This window comes from Streptomyces sp. SAT1, assembly GCF_001654495.1.
Taxonomy (GTDB): Bacteria; Actinomycetota; Actinomycetes; order Streptomycetales; family Streptomycetaceae; genus Streptomyces; species Streptomyces andamanensis.
Map to the genome: position 1 here is coordinate 2,333,014 of NZ_CP015849.1, position 23,686 is coordinate 2,356,699.

16 protein-coding genes are annotated in these 23,686 nt (G+C 72.5%); all 16 read right to left on the bottom strand.

All coding sequences use genetic code 11. From position 1 onward, the window contains the following. Positions 1–2: 2 nt before the first annotated feature. The 16 genes from A8713_RS10190 to folC all read right to left on the bottom strand — a co-directional run bounded on the left by A8713_RS10190 (position 3) and on the right by folC (position 23,575). Positions 3–1,748, bottom strand: a complete 1,746-nt coding sequence (locus A8713_RS10190) for a glycosyltransferase family 2 protein (RefSeq protein ID WP_064533132.1) — start codon at positions 1,746–1,748, stop codon at positions 3–5. After that, complete coding sequence (locus tag A8713_RS10195; protein ID WP_064537408.1) at positions 1,741–2,715, bottom strand: Gfo/Idh/MocA family protein; 975 nt, start codon at positions 2,713–2,715, stop codon at positions 1,741–1,743. The genes A8713_RS10190 and A8713_RS10195 overlap by 8 nt, the downstream gene beginning before the upstream one ends. Before the next feature lie 44 nt (positions 2,716–2,759). Continuing rightward, on the bottom strand, positions 2,760–3,875 hold the full coding sequence (locus A8713_RS10200; RefSeq protein WP_064533133.1) for a DegT/DnrJ/EryC1/StrS family aminotransferase: 1,116 nt from the start codon (positions 3,873–3,875) through the stop codon (positions 2,760–2,762). Positions 3,876–4,285: 410 nt separating this feature from the next. After that, the gene (locus A8713_RS10205) at positions 4,286–8,419 is read right to left on the bottom strand and encodes an Rne/Rng family ribonuclease (protein WP_064533134.1); all 4,134 of its coding nucleotides are present in this window, start codon (positions 8,417–8,419) and stop codon (positions 4,286–4,288) included. A 277-nt stretch (positions 8,420–8,696) separates the two neighbouring features. Next, positions 8,697–9,482 (bottom strand): TIGR03936 family radical SAM-associated protein, encoded by a 786-nt coding sequence (locus A8713_RS10210; protein ID WP_064533135.1) that lies wholly within the window; start codon positions 9,480–9,482, stop codon positions 8,697–8,699. A gap of 205 nt (positions 9,483–9,687) precedes the next feature. Beyond that, complete coding sequence (locus A8713_RS10215) at positions 9,688–10,653, bottom strand: endonuclease/exonuclease/phosphatase family protein (protein WP_064533136.1); 966 nt, start codon at positions 10,651–10,653, stop codon at positions 9,688–9,690. A gap of 209 nt (positions 10,654–10,862) precedes the next feature. Beyond that, complete coding sequence (locus A8713_RS10220) at positions 10,863–12,788, bottom strand: TIGR03960 family B12-binding radical SAM protein (RefSeq protein WP_064533137.1); 1,926 nt, start codon at positions 12,786–12,788, stop codon at positions 10,863–10,865. A gap of 40 nt (positions 12,789–12,828) precedes the next feature. Beyond that, the gene (locus A8713_RS10225; RefSeq protein WP_064533138.1) at positions 12,829–14,385 is read right to left on the bottom strand and encodes a CYTH and CHAD domain-containing protein; all 1,557 of its coding nucleotides are present in this window, start codon (positions 14,383–14,385) and stop codon (positions 12,829–12,831) included. 71 nt (positions 14,386–14,456) lie between these two features. Next, positions 14,457–15,656 carry a rod shape-determining protein RodA gene (rodA, locus tag A8713_RS10230; RefSeq protein WP_064533139.1) on the bottom strand — a complete coding sequence of 400 codons (1,200 nt, stop codon included), beginning with the start codon at positions 15,654–15,656 and terminating at the stop codon, positions 14,457–14,459. Next, a complete protein-coding gene (gene mrdA, locus A8713_RS10235; protein WP_064533140.1) occupies positions 15,653–17,935 on the bottom strand; it encodes a penicillin-binding protein 2 in 2,283 nt (760 codons plus the stop codon). Before mrdA ends, rodA begins: the two co-directional genes overlap by 4 nt. 53 nt (positions 17,936–17,988) lie before the next feature. Next, positions 17,989–18,666: a rod shape-determining protein MreD gene (gene mreD / locus A8713_RS10240; RefSeq protein WP_018570815.1), complete on the bottom strand. Its 678-nt coding sequence runs from the start codon at positions 18,664–18,666 to the stop codon at positions 17,989–17,991. Positions 18,667–18,683: 17 nt separating this feature from the next. Further along, positions 18,684–19,721 (bottom strand): rod shape-determining protein MreC, encoded by a 1,038-nt coding sequence (gene mreC / locus A8713_RS10245; protein ID WP_064533141.1) that lies wholly within the window; start codon positions 19,719–19,721, stop codon positions 18,684–18,686. Between the two features lie 164 nt (positions 19,722–19,885). Next, positions 19,886–20,905 carry a rod shape-determining protein gene (locus A8713_RS10250; RefSeq protein WP_018570817.1) on the bottom strand — a complete coding sequence of 340 codons (1,020 nt, stop codon included), beginning with the start codon at positions 20,903–20,905 and terminating at the stop codon, positions 19,886–19,888. 300 nt (positions 20,906–21,205) lie between these two features. Next, entirely contained in the window at positions 21,206–21,619 is a 414-nt protein-coding gene (gene ndk / locus A8713_RS10255; protein ID WP_018570818.1) for a nucleoside-diphosphate kinase, read from the bottom strand. A 55-nt stretch (positions 21,620–21,674) separates the two neighbouring features. Beyond that, positions 21,675–22,055, bottom strand: a complete 381-nt coding sequence (locus A8713_RS10260; protein WP_064533142.1) for a DUF4233 domain-containing protein — start codon at positions 22,053–22,055, stop codon at positions 21,675–21,677. 5 nt (positions 22,056–22,060) lie between these two features. Then, entirely contained in the window at positions 22,061–23,575 is a 1,515-nt protein-coding gene (gene folC, locus A8713_RS10265) for a bifunctional tetrahydrofolate synthase/dihydrofolate synthase (protein ID WP_064533143.1), read from the bottom strand. Between the last annotated feature and the right edge of the window lie 111 nt (positions 23,576–23,686).

The following is a 23,686-nucleotide window of genomic DNA, read 5'->3' on the forward strand; positions in this document are numbered from 1 at the left end:
CGTTACTTCCTTTTCGAACCGTTCGGCTTCTTGGCACCGGTCGGCCGGAGGCCGACCGCCCGGAGTCTCTTCAGACGCCGGGCGAGGGCCGCCCGCACCCGGGGGGTCAGCACGCGCTTCTGCGAGGAGGCCAGTACCGTCCTCACCCGGGTGGTCAGCGGCGGATACAGCTGCGCGGTGGAAACCACCACACGGCCCTTGCCGTTCACGACGGCGCTCGCCCGGTAGGGGGCGTCGCTGCCGCCCCACAGACGGGCCAACGGCATGGGCTTGTCCTTGCCGGGCACGGGGATCTCGTACGTCGAACCGGCGATGTCCAGATAGACCCGCACCCCCAGCTTGGCGGTGCGCCGCGCCAGCGGGATCCGGGCGTCCACCACGGTCCCGCGGCCGTCGGCGGCGGGCTCGCGGGTGATCTCCCCCACCGGGTCGGCGAGCCGGGTCCCGGCCGGCAGCGGCCTGCCGCCGGCCTTGTCCGCCGACTTGGGCAGGGCGCCCTGCGTGAGGCGCAGCGTGATCCCGGCGCCGCCGGTGTCACCGGTCACCGGGACCCGGACGGACGCCCGGTAGGTGATCCGCTCGCCGTGCTGCTCCCAGGCGCTGTCGAGCAGTTCCGTCCCCCGGGCGAGCTGCCCGGCGACGTTGTCCTGGAACACCTCGTAGCAGCGGTCGGGCAGTCCGGGCCACGCGGCGCGGAAGCCCGGGTAGCGGACGTGGACGCGTCCGTCCTCCATGAGCAGCGACGGGCCCTCACCCGTCGTCTCGGACGTGATCGCCTCGCACAGCGCGTCGACCGCGCCGGCCTGGGCCAGGCAGATCCGCACCCGGCGCCTGACGTCCAGGGCGTCCCGGATGCCGTCGGTGAAGTAGGCGTCGGCCAGCCGTCCGATGCCCGCGCAGATCTCCCGCTGCACCTGGCGGTCGAGGGCGGGGAAGTCGTCCTGGACGAGCTTGGACAGCTCCCAGGTGAAATGCCGCAGCAGTACGGCGTCGAGCCGCGGCCCCGGCTCGATGAGACCGGCCGTGAAGTCCATGATCTGCGCCGCGCAGCGCAGCCGGGCCAGATGGTCGGCGCGGTAGGTGATGTTGCTGGCGTCCCCGCGCTTGACCGCGTAGTAGCAGGTGTAGTCGGCCACCACCGATATCCTGCGCGCGCGCACGCACGCCTCGATGGTGAACGGCTGGTCGCTGCCCACCGGCATGTCTTCCGGGAACCGCAGCTTGTGCCGCTCGACCAGCTCGCGCCGGAACAGCTTGGTGTTGGCCAGCGTGAACGGCAGCGCCGAGTCGTAGAGGCTGACGTCCGGGTCGCTCTTCTTGAACAGGGCCTGGTGGACGTACCGGCCGTTCGTGCCGACCATCTTGCCGACGACGACGTCCGAACCGTGCTTGTCGGCGCACGCCACCATGCGCTCCAGCGCCTTCTCCCCGAGGTGGTCGTCGGAGCCGATGAAGTACACGTACCGGCCCGTGGCCACCTCCAGCGCCCGGTTGCTGGGTGCGGCCGGGCCGCCGGAGTTGGCCTGGTGGATCACCTTGACGGTGTCCGGGTAGAGCGCGGCGAAGCGGTCGAGTTCACGACCGCTGTCGTCCGTGGAGCCGTCGTCGACCGCGACGATCTCCAGCCGCTTGCGGCCGATGCTCTGCCCCACCAGGGAGTTCAGGCACTCCGTCAGGTAGGGCATGGTGTTGTAGACGGCGACGACCACACTCACGTCGGGTGTGGCACTCACCGCTCTCTCAGGCATGGGATGCCAGGTCCTCCGGCTGAAGGGAGACGCTCCGGTTCTGCGTGGCCGACTCCAGCACCGCCGCCGCCACCTCCACCGTCCGCATGCCCTGGCGCAGGGTGCAGATGTCCGCGGGCTTGCCGAGCACCGCGTCGCGGAACAGTTCGTGCTCCACGAGGAGCGGCTCGCGCTTCTGGATGGCGTACCGGATCATGTCGCCCTCGGAGACGCCGCGGAAGGCCTGGAGGGCCTCCCACTCGGTCGTCACCGCGGCGTTGGAGTGGAACGTCAGGTCGGCGGTGAGGGTGTCCGCGATGAAGCAGCCGCGCTCGCCGGTGACCGAGGTGAAGCGCTCCTTGAGCGGGCTCAGCCAGTTGACCAGGTGGTTCACCATGGTGCCGTCCTCGAGGCGGCCGACCGCGGAGACCATGTCCTCGTGCTCGCGGCCGCTCTTGGAGACGGTGTGCGCGGTGATGGAGACGTACGGGCTGCCCGTCACCCAGCCGGTGAGGTCGATGTCGTGCGTCGCCAGGTCCTTGACCACGCCGACATCGGCTATGCGGTGCGGGAAGGGGCCCTGACGCCGCGTCACGACCTGGTAGACGTCGCCCAGCTCACCGGCCTCCAGACGGGCCCGCAGCGAACGCAGCGCCGGGTTGCACCGCTCGATGTGGCCGACTCCGGCCACCAGGCCGCGCGACTCGAACGCCTCGACCAGGCGCCGCGCCCCCGCCACGGTGTCGGCGACCGGCTTCTCCACCAGCGCGCAGACACCGGCCTCGGCGAGCGCCAGGCCGACCTCCTCGTGCAGCCCGGTGGGGCACGCCACGACGGCGTAGTCGACGCCCAGGTCGATCAGTTCCTGGACGGTGCTCAGCACGGGCGCGCCGTGCGCGGCGCCGTGCTTGTCGCCCATCGGGTCGACGGCGCCGACGAACTCGACGCCTTCGAGGCCGGCCAGGACGCGGGCGTGGTGGCGCCCCATCGAACCCAGTCCGACGAGTCCCGCCCGCAGGGCCTTGGTGGTGGTCACTGCTGCTCTCCCAGCGCGTTCACGGCGGACACGATGCGCTCCAGGTCCGCCTGGGCCAGGGCCGGGTGGACGGGCAGCGACACGACCTCGGCGGCGGCGCGCTCGGTCTCCGGCAGGTCCCAGGTGCGGCCGGCCTTCTGGTCCGGCTCCCAGTACGGCTTGAGCCGGTGGATCGGCGTCGGGTAGTACACGGCGTTGCCGATGCCGGCCTCGGTCAGGCGGGCCATCGCGGCGTCCCGGTCGCCCCGGACCCGGACGGTGTACTGGTGGTACACGTGCCGGGCGCCCTCGGCGACCTTCGGCGTGACCACGTTCGGCGCGGTGATGTGCTCGGTGAGGTAGGAGGCGTTGGCGATGCGCTGCTCGGTCCAGCCGTCCAGCTTGGCGCGCTGGACCCGCCCGATCGCGGCGGCCACGTCGGTCATGCGCATGTTGGCGCCGACGATCTCGTTGGCGTAGCGCTGCTCCATGCCCTGGTTGCGCAGCAGGCGCAGGGTGCGGGCCAGCTCCGCGTCGGCGGTGCTGACCAGGCCGCCCTCGAGGGCGTGCATGTTCTTGGTGGGGTAGAAGCTGAACGTGCCCGCGGCGCCGAAGGCACCGACCGGCGTGCCGTGCAGCGCGGCCGCGTGCGCCTGGCAGGCGTCCTCGACCACGGCCAGGCCGTGCTTCTCGGCGATGGCCATGATCCGGTCCATCGCCGCGGGGTGGCCGTACAGGTGGACCGGCATGATCGCGGCGGTGCGCGGCGTGAGGGCCGCCTCGACGGCCGCGGGGTCCAGGCAGAAGGTGTCCGCCTCGATGTCGGCGAAGACCACGTCGGCGCCGACCAGGCGCACGGCGTTGGCCGAGGCCGCGAAGGAGAAGGACGGGACGATCACCTCGTCCCCCGGGCCGAGCCCGAGGGCGAGCAGCGCGAGGTGCAGCGCGGAGGTGCCGGAGTTGACCGCGACGCAGTGCCGCCCCTCCACCAGGTCCGAGAACTCCGCCTCGAACGCGGCCACCTCCGGGCCCTGGACGACCCGGCCGCTGCGCAGCACGCGCACCGCCGCCTCGATCTCGTCCTCCCCGATGACGGGTTTGGCGGCCGGTATCAACTCATGGGTGTCGCTCACGACATCCCCCTCCTCATTCGGCGACCTCGACGGCGCACCATGTTCAAGGGTCGGGAAGCGGCGGCGTGCCAATCACGCGTCCGCGCCCCTGGTCGCTCGCCGACCGGTGGGCGGCGAACGGCTTTCGCAGCGGACCTGCCCCGCAGGTGTCCTCGCGAGAGCAGCCGCTGTGCGGACGACGTGACGCGGGTGCTGCACATCGGCTGCGGGCCGACGCGCGTAGCAGCCACCGAGCCCGGGGTCACGTTATCAGCCCGGAAAGAAGATCTTTTCCTACGGGCCGGACCGGGAACACACCGGATACGACCGTGTTGTGTCCCGTTCGCCACGCCCAGTGATCATGTGCGATCACCGGGCGGGGCGGATGCGGGAGGCGGGCCGGGGACGGCCCGCCTCCCGGTGCGGACGGATCAGCTCTCGTCGGCCGCGGCGGAGGCCGGGGACGCCGCGGTCTTCTTCGCCGCCGACTTCTTCGCGGCGCCGGCCGTCTTGGCGGTCTTCGTCGCCTTCTTGGCCGTCGCCTTCTTCGCCACGGTCTTCTTGGCCGCCGTCTTCTTGGTCGCGGCCTTCTTCGCCGTGGCCTTCTTGGCGGCCTTGCGGACCGTCTTCTTGGCCGGAGCCTCCTCGGCCGCCTCGGACTCGGCGGCCGCAGCGGGCTCCTCCGCACCGGCCTGGCCCGACGGGACGACCACGACGGCCGCCTCCTCGGACGCGGTCGGCGCGGTGGCCTTGCGCACCGCACGGCGGCGCGGACGGGCCGGAGCCGCCTCTTCCGCGGGCGCCTCGGCCTCGGCCGGAGCGACCGCCGGGGCGGCCTCCTCGGCCGGGACCGGCTGCGGCTCGGGCGCGGTCTCCGCGACCGTCACCACGGCCGCCTCGGCTCCCGCCGGGGAACCGGCCGGAGCCGACGCCCTGCGGGTCGCGCGGCGGCGGGTACGGCCCTTCGGCGCGGCCTCCTCGGCCACCGGCGCCTCCGGCCCGGCGGCCGGGACGACCGGGTCCTCGGCGGCCACCGGCTCGGCCTGCGCCGCCTCGGCGGGCTCCGGACGCACCGGGCGCCCGGCCTCCTGCTCCGCGGTCACCTGCTGAGCGGTCGGCACCTCGGGAGCGGCCGGGGCCGCGCCGTCCGCCGCCGCCTTCGGCGCGCCCGCCGGGGCGGACGCCCGCCGGCTCGCCCGGCGCCGGCCGCGGCCACGGGACGCGGCGGCCTCCGCCTCGGCGACGGAGCTGTACAGCTCCTCGTCCGGGGACAGCTCGAACGCGGGCACCTCGACCGGCTCGGCCTGCGCCTCGACGACGACGTCGGCCTCGGCCTCCGCCTCCTCCTCGGCGGTGGGCACGGCGGCCTGGACCGCCGCGGTCTCGTGCTCGTGCTCGTGCGGCTGCTCGGCACCGGCGCGGGCGCGCTTGCGGCGCTTGCCGCCGCCCCCGGCGGCCGTGGGCTGCTCCATGTGCACGATGACACCGCGGCCGTTGCAGTGGACGCAGGTCTCGGAGAAGGACTCCAGCAGGCCCTGGCCCACCCGCTTGCGGGTCATCTGCACCAGGCCCAGCGAGGTCACCTCGGCCACCTGGTGCTTGGTGCGGTCGCGGCCCAGGCACTCCAGCAGGCGGCGCAGCACCAGGTCGCGGTTGGACTCCAGGACCATGTCGATGAAGTCGATCACGATGATGCCGCCGAGGTCGCGCAGCCTGAGCTGGCGCACGATCTCCTCGGCCGCCTCCAGGTTGTTCCTGGTGACCGTCTCCTCCAGGTTGCCGCCCTGGCCGGTGAACTTGCCGGTGTTGACGTCGACGACGACCATCGCCTCGGTCCGGTCGATCACCAGCGAACCGCCGCTGGGCAGCCAGACCTTGCGGTCCAGCGCCTTGGCGAGCTGCTCGTCGATCCGGTACGTGGCGAAGACGTCGACCTCGCTCGTCCAGCGCGACAGGCGCGGGGCGAGGTCCGGGGCGACGTGCGCGACATAGCCGTGGATGGTCTCCCACGCCTCGTCACCGCTGACGACGACCTTGGAGAAGTCCTCGTTGAAGATGTCGCGCACCACGCGGACGGTCATGTCCGGCTCGCCGTACAGCAGGGTCGGCGCGCTGGAGTTGCCGTTCTTCGCCTTCTTGCGGATGTCCTCCCACTGCCCCTGGAGCCGCTCGACGTCGCGGCGCAGCTCCTCCTCGCTCGCGCCCTCGGCGGCGGTGCGCACGATGACGCCCGCGTCGTCGGGGACGATCTTCTTGAGGATGGTCTTCAGCCGGGCCCGCTCGGTGTCGGGCAGCTTGCGGCTGATGCCGGTCATCGAGCCCTCGGGGACGTACACGAGGTAGCGGCCCGGCAGAGAGACCTGGCTGGTCAGGCGGGCGCCCTTGTGTCCGATCGGGTCCTTGGTGACCTGGACGAGGACGGACTGCCCGGACTTCAGGGCGGACTCGATGCGGCGCGGCCCGTTGCCCATGCCGAGCGCCTCGAAGTTGACCTCGCCCGCGTACAGCACGGCGTTGCGGCCCTTGCCGATGTCGATGAAGGCGGCCTCCATCGACGGCAGGACGTTCTGCACCTTGCCGAGGTAGACGTTGCCGACGTACGAGACGGCCTGCTCCTTGTTGACGTAGTGCTCGACGAGCACATCGTCCTCAAGGACGCCGATCTGCGTGCGGTCGCCGTTCTGCCGGACCACCATCACGCGCTCGACGGCCTCGCGGCGGGCCAGGAACTCGGCCTCGGTGATGATCGGGACGCGGCGGCGGCCCTGCTCGCGGCCCTCGCGGCGGCGCTGCTTCTTCGCCTCCAGGCGGGTCGAGCCCTTGATGGACTGGACCTCGTCGCTGCCGCCGCCGGGCCGCTCGTCCTTCTTGCCGCGCGGCTCGCGGACCTTGACGACGGTGCGCTCGGGGTCGTCGGCGGACGGCTCGCCGTCCTGGGCGCCGTCCCCGGCCCGGCGACGCCTGCGGCGACGGCGGCGGCTGCTGCTGTTGCCGCCGCCCGCGTGCTCCTCGCCCTCGTCGCTCTCCTCGGACGCGTCCTCGGCGTCCTCCTCGACCTGCTCGGCGGTGTCCTCGGCGTCCTGCGCGGCCTGCGCGGCGGCGAGCTCACCGCTCTCCTCCGGCTCCTCGTCACCGTGCTCGGCGGCCTCGCCGCGGCGCCGGCGGCGGCCACCGCGGCGGCGGCGCCGGCGGGAACCGGACTCCTCACCGTCGTCGCCGTCGTCGCCGTCCGTGAGATCCGCTTCCTCCGCGGACTCGGCGGACTCGGCGCCCTTGGCGGACTCCGCCTCGTCGTCGGCGGGCTCGGCGGGCGCCTCGACGGCGTCCTCGGCGGTACGGGCCTCGGGCTCCTCGTCGGCGGCGCCCCGGCGACGGCGGCGGCGCCGCGCCCCGGGCTGCTCGGCCGGCTCGGTCCGCGCGGCCGGCTCCGCCACGGGGGTCTCGGTCCCGTCGGGCTCCTCGTCGTGCGCGGCCTCGGCGGCCGCCTCGGCGGCGGCCCGCTGCGGGGTCTGGAACTGGAACTTCGGCTCGGCGAAGACCGGCGGCTGGAAGACGGCGACGGCGGGCCGCGCGGGCTTGCTCGGCGCGTCGTCCCCGGCGCCGGAGCGCGCGGCGGGCTCGGAGAACCCGGTCGCGGCGCGCCGCTCCACCCGGCGGCGGCCGCGACGCGGCGCGGACTCCTCGGCGGCGGGCGCGGGCTCGGCGGCGGGAGCCGCGGCGGCGGGCTCGCTCACCTCGGCGGCGGACGCCGCGCCCTTGCGGGTGGCCCGGCGGCGGGCACGCGGCGCGGCGGGCTCTTCGGCAACCTCTGCGGCGGGAGCGGACTCCTCCGCGACCGGCGCCTCGGCCGCCGTCTCCACGGCGGCCTCGGCAGCGGGCGCCGACACCTTGCGCGTGGCACGGCGACGGGCACGCGGCGCGGCGGGCTCCTCGGCGGCCTCGACGGCGGCGGGCTCCTCGGCCGGCGCGGCGGTCTCGGCGGGCTGCGGCGCACCGGCGGCGGCGGACGCGCGGCGGCGGGTCCGGCGGGCGGGCGCGGCGGTCTCGGCGGCGGCCTCCGCGGGCGCGGCCGGCTCCTCCGTACCGCTCACGGCACCGCTCTCGGCGGCCTCGTCGGCGGCACCGGTGGGCGCGGACACGCTGCGCGTGGCGCGGCGGCGGGTACGGCGCGGAGCGGCGGCCTCGCCGCTCTCGACGGTCCCGGCGGACGTCTCGTCCACCGCCTGGGTCTCCTCGGCGGCGGTCGCCGGGACGACGGTCTCGGCGGCCGGGGCCTCGGTGGCCTTCGGTGTCCCGGTGGGCGCGGAGGCCCGACGGCGGGTGCGGCGCGCGGGAGCGGCGGGCTCCTCGGCGGCCGGAGTCCCGGCGGCCGTGTTCCCGGCGGCCCCGACGTCCTCGGCGGACGCAGGCGATACAGCCGGAGCGGTGACCTCGGCCGGTGCCTCGGCGGCACCGGGCGGGCCCGCCGGACGCGACGCGGCGCGGCGCCGACGGCGCGGCGGCAGCGTGTCGCTGGGGGTGTTCAGTTCTTCGGAACCCTGGGTGGGCTCGGTCGGTTCGAGCATGCGGGCGAATCTCCCGTCAGGCCCCCGGGCGCCGCGCTGGTCCGGTGTCCGATCGCATCGATCGGACACCGCTGACGTCCGCGGCCTCGCGGTTGCGCGATGGCCGCCGTCCGGGGCGCGGGCGCCGCACGGGAGCTCTCTGTGTCCTGTCTCGCCGGTTCCGTACACCTTGTCGCGTACGGCCTGGCGAAAGTCTTGTGGTCGGTGCGCTGCCCGACCCAGGTGGCTCCCGAGTACGAGGGCGGCGCTTTCGACGTCCGTCCCTACGGAACCTTCCCTAAGCAGGCACCTTCGCGGCGGCGGCTTCGGCGGCCCCTTCTGAAGCGGCCGGGGCGGCCGGGTCTGCCTCGCGGTCGGGCGCGAGCGGGTCGGTCACCGTGCCGATCTCTTCATCGAGCAGCCCCTGCGCCAGCCTGGTCACCGCTGCGGGGACCGGCGGCGCCAGGTCGGCCACGGCGCGGAGACCGGACAGGACGTCGTCGGGTCGTACGGCAGGCGTCACGTGCCGAACAACCAGCCGCAGTATCGCACAGGGCCGGTCGCTCGGCCTATCGGCCGCCGCACCTGGCGTTTCCACCCGGGCCAGCCGCACCACCGCGGAGCGGGCGTCGAACGTGCGGACGCCGTTCTTGGTCTGGCGCTGCACCTCGACGGTCTCGGCGCCGTCGAAGGCCGCGACCGCCCGGTCCGCCTCGGCCGGGTCCACGCCGTCCAGGCGCAGTTCCCAGACGGAGGCCGTCAGCCGGTCGGCGAGTCCCGGGGTACGGGCCTCGACCGCGTCGACGATGTCGAGGCCGGTGGGCATCGACTCGTCGAGGAGACCGCGCAGCCGCTCCGGGTCACGGGGCGCGGTGAGCGCGATCTCCAGGTACTCCGCCTCACTGGCCGTGCCGGTGGGCGCGGCGTTGGCGTAGGACACTCTGGGGTGCGGAGTGAACCCGGCCGAGTACGCCATCGGCACCTCGGCGCGGCGCAGCGCGCGCTCGAAGGCGCGCTGGAAGTCACGGTGGCTGGTGAACCGGAGGCGGCCACGCTTGGTGTAGCGCAGTCGGATGCGCTGCACCGTGGGTGCGGGCGGCGGGCCTTCGGGCTGTCGCTTGCCCAGTTTCGTTCAGTCCTTCGTGAGAGCGGCTCTGCCGCTTCCGAGCGTACGTCTCCCAGGGTACGTGTCCCGGGCCGTGGCGGCTCCTCCCGGTCCAAGGCGGCGCGAAGCGCCCCCGGCGGCGTGCCGGGGGCGCTTCGCGGGTGGCGGTGCCGGTGGTCAGGGCTCAGGACCAGGCGGCGGCGCCCCGCAGCAGGTGGTGGTCGGAGAGCGGGGGGCTGGAGCAGCCGGCCGCGTCACCGTGCTCGTCGCGGAAGTGCCGGTCGCTCACGAAGATGTAGTCGATCTTCTTGGCGTCGGTGGTGTCCTCGCACTGGCCGTCCACGGTGTTCTCCCCCGTGCGGCAGGTGCTCTGCCCGGCACAGCGGGCGGCGAAGTGGTCCTTGTCGGTGTCGTCGACCTCGCGGAAGGGGCCGGTGCCCTGGTCGCTGTCGTACAGCCAGCGCAGGGGTGCGGCGGTGGGCGTCATGTTGAAGTCGCCGCCGAGGACGACGGGCATGGTGCGGGTGGCCGGTTCCAGCTTCTGGTAGATCTGGTGCGTCTGCTCCTCCGGGGTCTTCCCGCGCCAGTCGAGGTGGGTGTCGCAGGCGTGGACGGTACGGCCCCGCACCTGTGCGTCGACGCAGAGCAGGCCCCGCTGCTCGTCGGCCACGGCCGGGTCGTTGTAGAGCATCGTCATGGTCCGGTTGGCGACCGCCGCGGCGCTGCCCTTGACCAGCATGGCGAGGCCGAAGCGCTGGTCGCTGCCCCACTGGGTGCAGTTGCCGATACCGCTGAGGGTGGCGCCCCACACGGCGGTGTAGGGGGTGCCGGAGCGGTCGGCCAGGCCGTCCCTCAACAGGGCGTACTGGCCGTAGCAGACCTCCTGGAGCATGACCACGTCGGCGTCCCAGTGGTCCACGGCGTGGACGATCTGGTCGCGCCAGGCGTTCTTCCTGGCCGTGTTGTTGCCGGGTTTGGTGGGGCAGCCCGCGGCGGCACCGCAGACGTTGTAGCTGACGAAGCGCGGTGCGGGCCAGTCGGTGGACGGGGTGTCGGCGTGGGCGGCGGTTCCTTGCAGGGCCGTGCCGAGCAGCAGGGCCGCCGTTGCCGCGGGCGCCAGCAGGCGGCGCAGGAGGGCGAGGGGTCTCATGGTGTGATCCTGCCCCAGTCATCGCCGTCCCAGGGCTGGACGTGGTCACCGCCCGTGCTGCCCGGAGACCGGCGTCCTGGACGGGCAGGACTGCTCCTCCTGTGCTGCGCGGCGCCGACCGGAAGCGACGGACCCCGGGGAGCCTGCCCGCGCCCGTTGAACGGCTCGGCGCGCTCCGGTCGGAAAGACCGAAGCGCGCCTGGTCCCGGCTACTTCTTGACCGTCAGCGGCAGCAGCTTCTTGCCCGTCGGGCCGATCTGGATGCTGGTGTCCATCGCCGGGCACACGCCGCAGTCGAAGCAGGGCGTCCAGCGGCAGTCCTCGACCTCGGTCTCGTCGAGGGCGTCCTGCCAGTCCTCCCAGAGCCAGTCCTTGTCGAGGCCGGAGTCGAGGTGGTCCCAGGGCAGGACCTCCTCGTAGGAGCGCTCGCGGGTGGTGTACCAGTCGACGTCGACGCCGTAGGGGGCCAGGGCCTTGGCGGCGCAGTTCATCCAGCGGTCGTAGGAGAAGTGCTCGCGCCAGCCGTCGAAGCGGCCGCCGTCCTCGTAGACCGCGCGGATCACCGCGCCGGTGCGGCGGTCGCCGCGGGAGAGCAGGCCCTCGATGATGCCGGGCTTGCCGTCGTGGTAGCGGAAGCCGATGGAGCGGCCGTACTTCTTGTCGCCGCGGATCTTGTCCCGGAGCTTCTGCAGGCGGGCGTCGGTCTCCTCGGCGCTCAGCTGCGGCGCCCACTGGAAGGGGGTGTGCGGCTTGGGCACGAACCCGCCGATGGAGACCGTGCAGCGGATGTCGCCCGAGCCGGAGACCTCGCGGCCCTTGGCGATGACGTGGGTCGCCATGTCGGCGATCTGGAGCACGTCCTCGTCGGTCTCGGTGGGCAGGCCGCACATGAAGTACAGCTTGACCTGGCGCCAGCCGTTGCCGTACGCGGTGGCGACCGTGCGGATCAGGTCGTCCTCGGAGACCATCTTGTTGATGACCTTGCGCATCCGCTCGGAGCCGCCCTCGGGGGCGAAGGTCAGACCGGAGCGGCGGCCGTTGCGCGTCAGCTCGTCGGCGAGGTCGACGTTGAAGGCGTCCACGCGGGTGGAGGGCAGGGACAGGCCGATCTTGTCGTCCGTGTAGCGGTCGGCCAGGCCCTTGGCGATGTCGCCGATCTCGCTGTGGTCCGCGGAGGACAGGGAGAGCAGGCCGACCTCCTCGAAGCCGGTCGCCTTCAGGCCCTTCTCGACCATCTCGCCGATGCCGGTGATGGAGCGCTCGCGCACCGGGCGGGTGATCATGCCGGCCTGGCAGAACCGGCAGCCGCGGGTGCAGCCGCGGAAGATCTCCACCGACATGCGCTCGTGCACCGTCTCGGCGAGCGGGACCAGCGGCTGCTTGGGGTAGGGCCACTCGTCCAGGTCCATCACGGTGTGCTTGGACACCCGCCAGGGCACACCGGAGCGGTTGGGCACGACACGGGCGATCCGGCCGTCGGGGAGGTACTCGACGTCATAGAAGCCGGGGACGTAGACCCCGCCGGTCTTCGCCAGGCGCAGCAGCACCTCCTCCCGGCCCCCGGGGCGCCCCTCGGCCTTCCAGGCGCGGACGATCTCGGTGATCTCCAGGACCGCCTGCTCGCCGTCGCCGATGACCGCGCAGTCGATGAAGTCGGCGATCGGCTCGGGGTTGAAGGCCGCGTGGCCGCCGGCCACCACGATCGGGTCGTCGACCGTGCGGTCGCGGGCCTCCAGCGGGATGCCGGCCAGGTCGAGGGCGGTGAGCATGTTGGTGTAGCCCAGCTCCGTGGAGAAGGACAGGCCGAACACGTCGAACGCCTTCACCGGGCGGTGGCTGTCCACGGTGAACTGCGGGACGCCGTGCTCCCGCATCAGCGCCTCCAGGTCCGGCCACACGCTGTAGGTGCGCTCGGCGAGGACGCCCGGCCGCTCGTTCAGCACCTCGTAGAGGATCATGACGCCCTGGTTGGGCAGGCCGACCTCGTACGCGTCCGGGTACATGAGCGCCCAGCGGACGTCGCACTCGTCCCAGCTCTTGACGGTGGAGTTGAGCTCGCCGCCCACGTACTGGATCGGCTTCTGCACATGCGGGAGCAAGGCTTCGAGCTGCGGGAAAACCGACTCGACGGTCATCGCGGGAACTTTCGTCAGCTGACAGGGGTGACCATCTAGCCTAACCCGGTCGGCGGCCTGTCCCGAACGGCCGCAGCCGCGCCCGCAGCCGGGGCAGCTCCGCCTCCAGCACGGCCGCGCGGTGCTCCTCGCGCCCGTACAGCAGTCCGTAGGTGAAGGAGCTCTCCCGGGCCGCCTGCGCCTGCCCGGCCAGCTCGCGCAGGGCGCGGCGGGCCAGCACGCCGTCCTGGTGGTCGCCGAGCAGCGTCTGGAGGGCCTTGGCGTCCGCGCCCGGCGGCCCGGCCGCCGCGCCGAGGGCCCCGGCGGCGGTCTCGGCCGCGTACCGGGTGCGCTTGGCCTGCTTGCGGGCCTCGTGCAGGGCGAGGTCGCGGGCGGGTCCGGGCGGCAGGGCGAGCGCCCGGTCGAGGGCGGCGGCCAGCCGGGCGTGTTCCTCGCCGAGGGCCCGGCCCAGCACCTCGGCCGGGTCGCCGCCGGCCGCGGGCCGCAGCGGCGGCCGGGCGGTGAGGGCGTCCAGCGCGTCGAGCAGGGCCAGGTACCGGCCGCCGTCCAGGACGGCCAGCACCCGGCTGCGGGCACCCGCGCGACGGCTCGCGGACCACAGCCGCAGCCGGGTGCGGACCGGCCCGGTCACCAGGGTCTCGGGCAGCGCGCCGAGGGCGGCGGTGAGGCGTTCGGCGAGGACCTCGTGGTCGCGGTCGAGGCCGAGTTCCCCGGCGAGCCACTTCAGTTCGGCGGCGAGCGGGGCGGTGGCGGCGCGGTCCAGGACCCGGCCGTGGGTGCGCAGGGCGCTGCGCAGCCGGCGGGTGGCGACGCGCATGCGGTGCACGGAGTCGGGCAGATCGCGGCGGACCGCCGGGTCGAGGGCGACGACGACGTCCCGCTGGGCGCGCAGCCGGGCGAGGACGTGGTCGCCCGCGGTGACCGGCCAGGCGGGCGGTCCGGGCAGCGGGCGGTGGCCGGGCGGGGCCGTCTCCGCCAGGGCGCGGGCGGCCTTGGAGGGGGCGTCCGAGCGCCGTACGCCCGCCGCGCGCAGCCGGTCGTCCAGCAGGTCGAGGAGGGCGGGGTCGCCGTCCTCGGCGAGTTCCACCTCGATCTCGGTCCAGCGGGCCGTGGCGGAGCGGTCGTCGTGGCCGCCGCGGGTGTGCGCGGTGCCGGTCGTGCCGGTCAGCCGGTCGGCCCGTACGGTGTCCACGCTCAGCTCGGCGAGCAGCGTGCCGCGGGCGTCGAGCAGGTGGTGGACGGCGCGGGTGGAGCGCAGCCGGAGCACGGGGCGCAGCGCGGCGCTGCGGACCCGGGAGCGGAGCAGGGCGGCGAGGGCGGGCGGCACCTCGTCGGAGAGCGGGGCCTGGATCTCGTCGCGTACGTCGGGGGCGACCGGGATCTTCAGGTGCCAGCCCGCGTCGGTGCCGCCGGTGCGGCGGCGCAGCGTGAGTCCGGCGGCGGCCAGGCGTTCGTCGGCGGTGTCGTAGTGGACGGCGTCGAGGGCGGCGGTGCCCCGGTCGGCGACGGCGGCGACCGGACCGACGCCGGTGAGGTCCGGCAGTCGGCCCGTACCGGACTCGTACTTCCGCTCGATCTCGCGCCGGACGGCCGCCATGCACCGAATGTAGTGGTCCCCGCCGCCGGGGGCGCCTCCTGCGCACGGATCCGGTGCGCAGGAGGCGTGTGCTACGCCGACATGGGCCGCTGCACTCTGATCGACTGGAGCAGTCCGACCGCCGCCCAGACCGCGAACATGGACGAGCCTCCGTAGGAGACGAACGGCAGGGGCAGGCCGGTGACCGGCATGATGCCCAGGGTCATGCCGATGTTCTCGAACGCCTGGAAGGCGAACCAGGCGACGATCCCGGCGGCGACGACGGTGCCGTACAGCTCGGTGGTCTCGCGGGCGATGCGGCAGGCGCGCCACAGGACGACCCCGAGCAGCACGATGATCAGCCCGGCGCCCGCGAAGCCCAGCTCCTCCCCCGCGACGGTGAAGACGAAGTCGGTCTGCTGCTCGGGCACGAACTGGCCGGTGGTCTGGGAGCCGTGGAAGAGGCCCGAGCCGGTCAGTCCGCCGGAGCCGATGGCGATACGGGCCTGGTTGGTGTTGTAGCCGACGCCGGCCGGGTCGAGGCTGGGGTTGGCGAAGGCCGCGAACCGGTTGATCTGGTACTCGTCGAGGATGTGCAGCTGCCAGACCGCGACGGCGCCGAGCGTGCCGGTGGCCACGAGGCCCAGGGTCCAGCGGTTGGAGGCGCCGGAGGCGAGCAGCGCCCCCAGGATGATCACCACCATGACCATGACCGAGCCGAGGTCCGGCATGAGCAGGACGATCAGGATGGGGACCGCGGCCAGGCCCAGGGCCTGGAGGACCGTGCGGTGGTCGGGGTGCTCCTTGTCGCCCGCGTCCACCCGGGCGGCGAGCATCATCGCCATGCCCAGGATGATCGTGATCTTCACGAACTCGGACGGCTGGATGGAGAAGCCGCCGCCGAGGACGATCCAGGAGTGCGCGCCGTTGACGGTGGAGCCGAGCGGGGTGAGCACCAGCAGGATGCCGAAGACCGAGGCGCCGTAGAGGATCGGCACGGCGGTGCGCAGGGTGCGGTGGCCGAGCCAGATGATGCCGAACATCAGGGCGAGCCCGATGCCGGTGTTCATCAGGTGCCGGATCAGGAAGTAGTACGGGTCGCCCTGGTTGATCTCGGTGCGGTTGCGGGTGGCCGAGAAGACCAGGAGGGAGCCGATCCCGGAGAGGGCGAGCGCCGACAGCAGTATCGGCCAGTCCAGGCGGCGGGTGACCGAGTCGCGGGCGAGCAGCCGGGTCCAGCCGGCCCGCTCGGGTCCGTACCCGGAGACGGAGAAGTTGTTCGCGCCGGTCATGCGGTCGTCCTCCGCCTTCCTCCGCGCTGCGGGCGCCTGCGCGGGCGCCTTCGGGTGTCGCGGTTGCCCGCCCCCGTGTTGTTGGTGGTCGCCGGGGTGTACTGGTCGCCGTCCGGGGCGGTGGTGGTGCCCTGCTGGGCGACCTCCTTGGCGACCTTCTCCTGGTCCTTGGCGGGGTCGCCCTTGATCTTCGGGGCGGGGATGGTGCCGTCGGCCTGGATCTTCGGCAGGCCCTTCATCGGGGTGGGCAGCAGGGCCTTCTTGTTGTCGATGGACCCGTCGGCCTGCACGCCGTACAGGGCGCTGTAGATGTTGCGCACGGCCTCGCCGGAGGCGCCGGAGCCGGTACCGGCCTGGGCGATGGTCATGATGACCGTGTAGTCCTTGCTGTAGGTGGCGAGCCAGGACGTGGTCTGCTTGCCGTAGACCTCGGCGGTACCGGTCTTGGCGTGCAGCGGGATCTTGTCCTGCGGCCAGCCGTTGAACTTCCAGGCGGCGGTACCGCGGGTGGCGACGCCGGCGAGCGCCTGGTCCATCATGTCGCGGGTGGCCTTGGTGATGGGCAGCCTGCCGTGGGACCTGGGCTTGATCTCGGTGACGTGCTTGCCGTCGGGGCTGACCACGGCCTTGCCGATGGTCGGGGTGTACATGGTGCCGCCGTTGGAGATGGCACCGTAGATGACGGCCTCCTGGATCGGCGTCAGCAGGGTGTCGCCCTGGCCGATGGAGTAGTTGATCGCGTCACCCTCGCGCATCTTGTTGCCTTCGAGGCAGTTCTCGTAGGCGATCTTCTCGACGTAGCTGCCGTTCTTCTTGCCGGACTTGCACCAGGCGTCCTTGTTGGCCTCCCAGTACTTCTGCTTCCACTGGCGGTCGGGGACGCGGCCGGTGACCTCGTTGGGCAGGTCGACGCCGGTCTCCTTGCCCAGACCGAACTGGTGGGCGGCCTTGAAGAAGTAGTCCTTGGGCTGGCCCTTCTTCGGGTTGATGCCCCCGTCCTTCTTCCACTCGTTGTCCGCGAGGCCGTAGAAGACGGTGTCGCAGGAGACCTCCAGGGCCCGGCCCAGGGAGATGTTGCCGAAGTTCTCGCCCTCGAAGTTCTTGAAGACCTGGCCGCCGACCGAGTACGAGCTGGTGCAGGGGTAGTTGCCGTTGAAGTCGTAGCCGGCCTCGACCGCGGCGGCCGTGGAGACCACCTTGAAGGTCGAACCGGGCGCGGACTGACCCTGTATGGCGCGGTTCAGCAGCGGGTAGTCGGAGTTCTTGCCGGTGAGCTCGGCGTAGTCCTTGGCGGAGATGCCGCCGACCCAGACGTTCGGGTCGTACGTCGGCGCGGACGCCATGGAGACGATCCGGCCGGTCTTGGCCTCCATCACGACGACGGCGCCGGAGTCGGCCTTGTAGTTGGTGCCGGTGATGCTGTCGTACTGCTGGCGGGCGGCCTTCATCGCCTTGTCCAGCTCGTACTCGGCGACCCGCTGGACCCGGGCGTCGATGCTGGTGACCAGGTTGGAGCCGGGCTGGGCGGCGTCCGACTTGGCCTTGCCGATGACCCGGCCGAGGTTGTCGACCTCGTAGCGGGTGACGCCGGCCTTGCCGCGCAGTTCCTTGTCGTACTGGCGCTCAAGACCGGAGCGGCCGACCATGTCGGAGCGCAGATAGGGCGAGGAGGTGTCCTTGGCCTGCTGGATCTCGTCGTCGGTGACCGGTGAGAGGTAGCCGAGGACCTGCGCGGTGTTGGACTTGCCGGGGCCCGCGTAGCGGCGCACGGCCTCGGGCTCGGCGGTGATGCCGGGGAAGTCCTCGGCGCGCTCGCGGATCTGGAGGGCCTGCTTGGGGGTGGCCTCGTCGGTGAGCGGGATGGGCTGGTAGGGCGAGCCGTTCCAGCAGGGCTGCGGCGTCTTGGCGTCGCACAGCCGGACCTTCTGCTGGATCTCCTGCGGGTCCATGCCGAGGACCCCGGCGAGCTTGGCGAGGACCGCCTTGCCGTCGTCCTTCTGCTTGAGCAGGTCGGTGCGGGAGGCGGAGACCACGAGCCGGGTCTCGTTGTCGGCGAGCGGGACACCGCGCGCGTCCAGGATCGAGCCGCGCACGGCGGGCTGGACGACCTGCTGGACGTGGTTGCCCGACGCCTCCTTCTGGTACTGCGCGCCCTCGCGGATCTGGAGGTACCACAGCCGGCCGCCGAGGGTGCCGAGCAGGGAGAGGACGAGGATCTGGAGGACGATGAGCCGGGTCTGGACGCGTGGGGTCCGACCGGTCTCGGGAATGTTGGTCACTGGTGCTGCCTCCCCCTCTCAGTGTCCGGACGAGTCGTGTGCGTGCGGGCCTGTCACAGGCGCTTGACCCCCTTGATGCGGCCGACCCGGGTGGAGCGGGAGCGGGCCTTGGTCTTCAGTGAGCCGAGCGCGCCGCGCTGGCCGCCGATGCGCAGTCCGGTGCCCGAGGAGAGCCAGCCGGAGGAGATGTCGGCCTTCTTGGCGGCGGAACCGGCCTCGGCGAGCGGGTCGTTCTCGGCGCGCCGGGCCAGCGCCATGATGCCGGGCACCACGAACGGGGCGAGCAGCAGATCGTAGACGGCCGCGCTGATCAGCAGTCCGGGCAGGCCGACGTGGCGGGCGGCGGTGTCGCCGACGAGGGCGCCGACACCGGCGTACAGCAGGGTGGAGCCGAGGGCGGCGGCGACCACCACGGCCATCGGGCCGGTGGCCGACTTGACCTGGCCGGTCTCGGGCTTGATGAGCCCGGCCAGATAGCCGATGACGCAGAGCACGAGGGCGTAGCGGCCGGCGGCGTGGTCGGCGGGCGGGGCGAGGTCGGCGAGGAGTCCGGCGCCGAAGCCGACCAGGCAGCCGCCGACGTGCCCGTAGACCATGGCCAGGCCGAGCACGGTGAGCAGCAGCAGGTCGGGCACGGCGCCGGGCAGGTGCAGCCGGGCCAGGACGCTCACCTGGATCACCAGGGCGACGACGACCAGCACGGTGGAGAGCAGGATCCGGTTGAGACGCATGGGGACTTTTCTCGCTCCTACGGCTGCTGGTCGTCGGTGGACTGCGGGTCGGGCTCCCCGGTGCCCTGGGTGTCGCGCTCCCCGGTGCCCTGGGTGTCGGGCAGGCCCGCGCCGTTCCCGGAGCGGCCGGACGTGTCGTTCGCGCCGCCGGTCGGGGTGACCGTGACCGTCACGGTGGGCGTCGGGGCCGGCTTGGGCTTGGCCGGCAGGACCGTGTCGCGCGGGTCCTTCTTCGGGGCCTGGACGACGACACCGATGACGTCGAGCTTGGTGAAGCCGACGTACGGCGTGACGTAGACGGTGCGGGTCAGGTCGCCGCCGGAGGGGTCGACGCGGGAGACGACACCGACCGGGACACCGGGCACGAACGGCTTGTCGGCCTGGGAGCCGAAGGTGACCAGCCGGTCGCCCTTCTTCACCTCCGCCTTGCCGTTGAGGAGTTGCACGCGCATCGGCCGGTCGCCCTGGCCGGAGGCGAAGCCGAGTTCGTCGGTGCCCTCCATGCGGGTGCCGACGGTGAAGTCGGGGTCGTTGGCGAGCAGCACGGTCGACGTGCCGGGGCCGACGGTGGTGACGCGGCCGACCAGGCCGTCGCCGTTGAGGACGGTCATGTCGCGCCGGATGCCGTCGTCGGCGCCCGCGTCGATGGTGATGGTCCAGGAGAAGCCCTGCGCGGCTCCTATGGCGATGACCTGGGCGCCCTTGATGCCGTACTGGCCCTGGCCGGCGAGCTTCAGCATCTTGTCGAGCTGGCTCAGACGGCTGCGGTTGCGGTCGTCGCTGCCGAGCTTGGCCTTGAGCGCCGCGTTCTCCTTCTCCAGTGCGGCGAGCCGGTCGTGGCGGCCGCCGGACTCGCGGACCGCGGAGACCGCGTCGCCGACCGGGTCCACCGCGCCCGACACGCCGTTCTCGATCGGGCCGAAAACGGTGGCGGCGCCGCGCCGGGCGCCGTCCACCGGGGAATTCTCCCCGCCGCGGATATCGACCGTGATCAGCGCGAACGCCACGGCGATCAGCAGCACCAGGAGCAGCCGGCTCTCTTTCGTGTCCCTCACGTGCGGCGGCCGTGCCCTTCCTCGTAGGAATTCGGGTGGCCCCCGGTGAGCGCCGGTGGGGAAGCGCACACCCTCGGGGGCCGTTTGTGGGAGCTTATGCCTCTATATCAACGATCCGCCGTACGAGAGGAGATCATCTCGTACGGCGGAATCGAAACGTCGTGTCATCGGCGCGGCTGGGCGTCCAGCACCTGCTGCAGCGCCTCGAACTCCTCGACGCACTTCCCGGAGCCGAGCGCCACGCTGTCCAGCGGGTCCTCGGCGATGTGGATCGGCATGCCGGTCTCCCGGCGCAGCCGCTCGTCCAGGCCGCGCAGCAGGGCGCCGCCGCCGGTCAGCACGATGCCCCGGTCCATGATGTCGCCGGACAGCTCCGGCGGGCACTTGTCCAGGGTCGTCTTGACCGCGTCGACGATCGCGTTGACCGGTTCCTCGATCGCCTTGCGCACCTCGGCGGCCGAGATGACGACGGTCTTGGGCAGGCCGGAGACCAGGTCCCGGCCGCGGATCTCGGTGTGCTCGTCGGCGTCGAGTTCGTACGCGGAGCCGATCGTGATCTTGATCTGCTCGGCCGTGCGCTCGCCCAGCAGAAGGCTGTACTCCTTCTTGACGTACTGGATGATCGCGTTGTCCAGTTCGTCGCCGGCGACGCGGATGGACTGGGCGGTGACGATGCCGCCGAGCGAGATGACCGCGACCTCCGTGGTGCCGCCGCCGATGTCCACCACCATGTTGCCCGTGGCCTCGTGGACCGGCAGGCCGGAGCCGATGGCCGCGGCCATGGGCTCCTCGATGATGTGCACCTGGCGGGCGCCGGCCTGGGAGGAGGCCTCGATGACGGCGCGCCGCTCGACGCCGGTGATGCCGGAGGGCACGCAGACCACGACCCGCGGACGAGCCAGATAGCGCCGCTTGTGGATCTTCAGGATGAAGTAGCGGAGCATCCGCTCGGTGATCTCGAAGTCCGCGATGACGCCGTCCTTGAGCGGGCGCACGGCGACGATGTTGCCGGGCGTGCGCCCGATCATCTTCTTCGCCTCGGCGCCGACGGCGAGGATGCCACCGGTGTTCGTGTTGATCGCGACGACGGACGGCTCGTTGAGTACGATCCCGCGACCCCTGACGTACACCAGCGTGTTGGCGGTCCCGAGGTCGACAGCCATGTCACGGCCGATGAACGACATTGAGTTCCCCATCAGGATTCGTCTGGCCTTCCCTGGGAGCTTTTGAGGGCATTTCAGGTACGGCGAGGTGGGTGCTGTGACGTGAAGGCTTCCATCGTAAACGCGCCTGCACGAACACCGCGCGAGGGTCTTCGCCATTGTCAGCAGATGGCGTACCGCCTCGCTTGTGGAGACGGTCCATCGGGGGCACGCGTTCCCCCGATCGCCTTCGGGTATGCCGATGGGCGGCCGCATGTCCACGGCCGCCCAGGTCAGGCGGGCTGATGAACTGACGATACGTCAGGAAGCGGCGCCGACGGCTCAGCCACGACCGGGAAAGAAGATCTTCACCTCGCGCTCGGCGGACTCCTCGGAGTCGGAGGCGTGGATCAGGTTCTCCCGCACGATCACACCGTAGTCCCCGCGGATGGAACCGGGCGCGGCGGCGATCGGGTCGGTCGGACCGGCCAGGGCGCGTACCCCCTCGATGACCCGCTCGCCCTCGACGATCATCGCGACCACCGGGCCCGAGGCCATGAACACCATCAGCGGCTCGTAGAAGGGCTTGCCCTTGTGCTCGCCGTAGTGCTGCTCCAGCGTGTCCTGGTCCAGGGTGCGCAGCTCCAGCGCGGTGATCTGCCAGCCGGCCTTGCGCTCGATACGGCTGATGATCTCGCCGGTCAGGCCGCGACGGACCGCGTCGGGCTTGAGGAGGACGAGGGTGCGCTGGGTCACGGTGGACTCCTTCTGCTGTACAGATGTGCGGTGGCACGACCCTACAAGGTCGCGGTCACACAGCGTCAGCCGAGGCGGCGGCCGCGGAAGCCGCCTCCGCCTCGGCGGCCCGCGCCGCGAATCTCGCCTTCGCCTCGTCGATCTTCCGCCCGAAGTGCACCGACGCCCACCACAGCCCCGCGAACACCGCGCCCAGGAAGTACATCACCGGCACCACGACGCCGGACGCGACCAGCGCGATCTGGAGGGCCCAGCCGAGGGCCACCCCGCCGGGCCGGCCCAGCATCCCGCACAGCAGCACGCACAGCACCATCGCGATGCCGCTGACCGTCCACACCGTCCCCATGGACAGGTCCGGGTCCTTCATCGCGACCAGCGCGGCGAAACCGATGACGAAGAACTCGCCGATCAGGGTCGAGGAACACAGCGTACGCACGAGAGTCAGCCCCTCCCGAGGAGCAGTCGGGCCTCACCCACGGTGATGACGGAACCGGTGACCAGCACACCGCCGCCGGCGAACTCGCCCTCCTCCTCGGCGAGCGTGATCGCGGCCTCCAGCGCGTCCGGCAGCCGCGGCTCCACCTGGACCCGCTCCTCGCCGAACACCTCCACCGCGATCGCCGCCAGCTCGTCGGCGTCCATCGCGCGGTGGCTGGAGTTCCGCGTGACCACGACCTCAGCGAAGATCGGCTCGAACGCCTCCAGCAGCCCGCGCACGTTCTTGTCGCCGCTGGCGCCGACCACCCCGATCAGCCGGCTGAAGTCGAACGCCTCCTGCACCGCCTCCGCCGTGACCTGCGCGCCCGCCGGATTGTGCGCGGCGTCCAGCACCACGGTCGGCGAGCGCCGCACGACCTCCATCCGGCCCGGCGAGCTGACCGCGGCGAACGCCTTGCGGACGGTCTCCGGGTCCAGCGACTCGGCGCGCTGCGAACCCACCCCGAAGAACGCCTCCACGGCGGCGAGCGCCACGGCCGCGTTGTGCGCCTGGTGCGCGCCGTGCAGCGGCAGGTACACCTCCGGGTACTCGCCGCCCAGGCCGCGCAGCGTCAGCAGCTGCCCGCCCACGGCGGGCTGGCGCGCCACGACACCGAACTCCAGGCCCTCGCGGGCCACCGTGGCATCGACCTCCACGGCCTTCTTCAGCAGCACCTGCGCCGCGTCCACCGGCTGCTGGGCCATGATCACCGTGGCGCCCTGCTTGATGATCCCGGCCTTCTCCCCGGCGATCTCCCCGGTGGTCGAGCCGAGCCGGTCGGTGTGGTCCAGGCCGATCGGGGTGACGACGGCGACATCCGCGTCGATGACGTTCGTGGCGTCCCAGGTGCCGCCCATGCCCACCTCGACCACGGCCACGTCCACCGGCGCGTCGGCGAAGGCCGCGTACGCCATGCCGGTCAGCACCTCGAAGAACGACAGCCGGTACTCCTGCGCGGCGTCGACCATCTCCACGTACGGCTTGATGTCCTGGTACGTCTCGACGAACCGCTCCGCGGAGACCGGCGCGCCGTCCAGGCTGATCCGCTCGGTCACCGACTGCACGTGCGGCGAGGTGTAGCGGCCGGTGCGCAGTTCGAACGCGCCGAGCAGCGCCTCGATCATGCGGGCGGTGGAGGTCTTGCCGTTGGTCCCGGTGATGTGGATCGAGGGGTACGACCGCTGCGACTCGCCCAGGACGTCCATCAGCGCGGCGATCCTGCTGACCGAGGGCTCCAGCTTGGTCTCGCCCCAGCGGGTCGCCAGCTCGGCCTCGACCTCCCGCAGCGCCTTGTCGACCTCGGGGTCCTCGGGACGGCCGGGCACGTCGGCCTGCGGCGGGCCGCCCTGCGTGCGCAGGGTGCGGCTGCCGGCCTCGATCACCGCGAGATCGGGGTCACGGGTGGTCTCGGCCTCGATGATCTCGTCGAAGGAGTCGAGAGGGTCGGGCCGGTCGTTCTCGTGCGGGAGGTCGCTCACGGGTTCAGTCTACGGAGCGGCGGGACGAGGCGCGGCGCCGGTTCGGCGTGGGAGTGCGCGAGGCCGGGGCCGACCGGGCGCGGACGGCGGCCACGCGCTCAAGGCACGGGA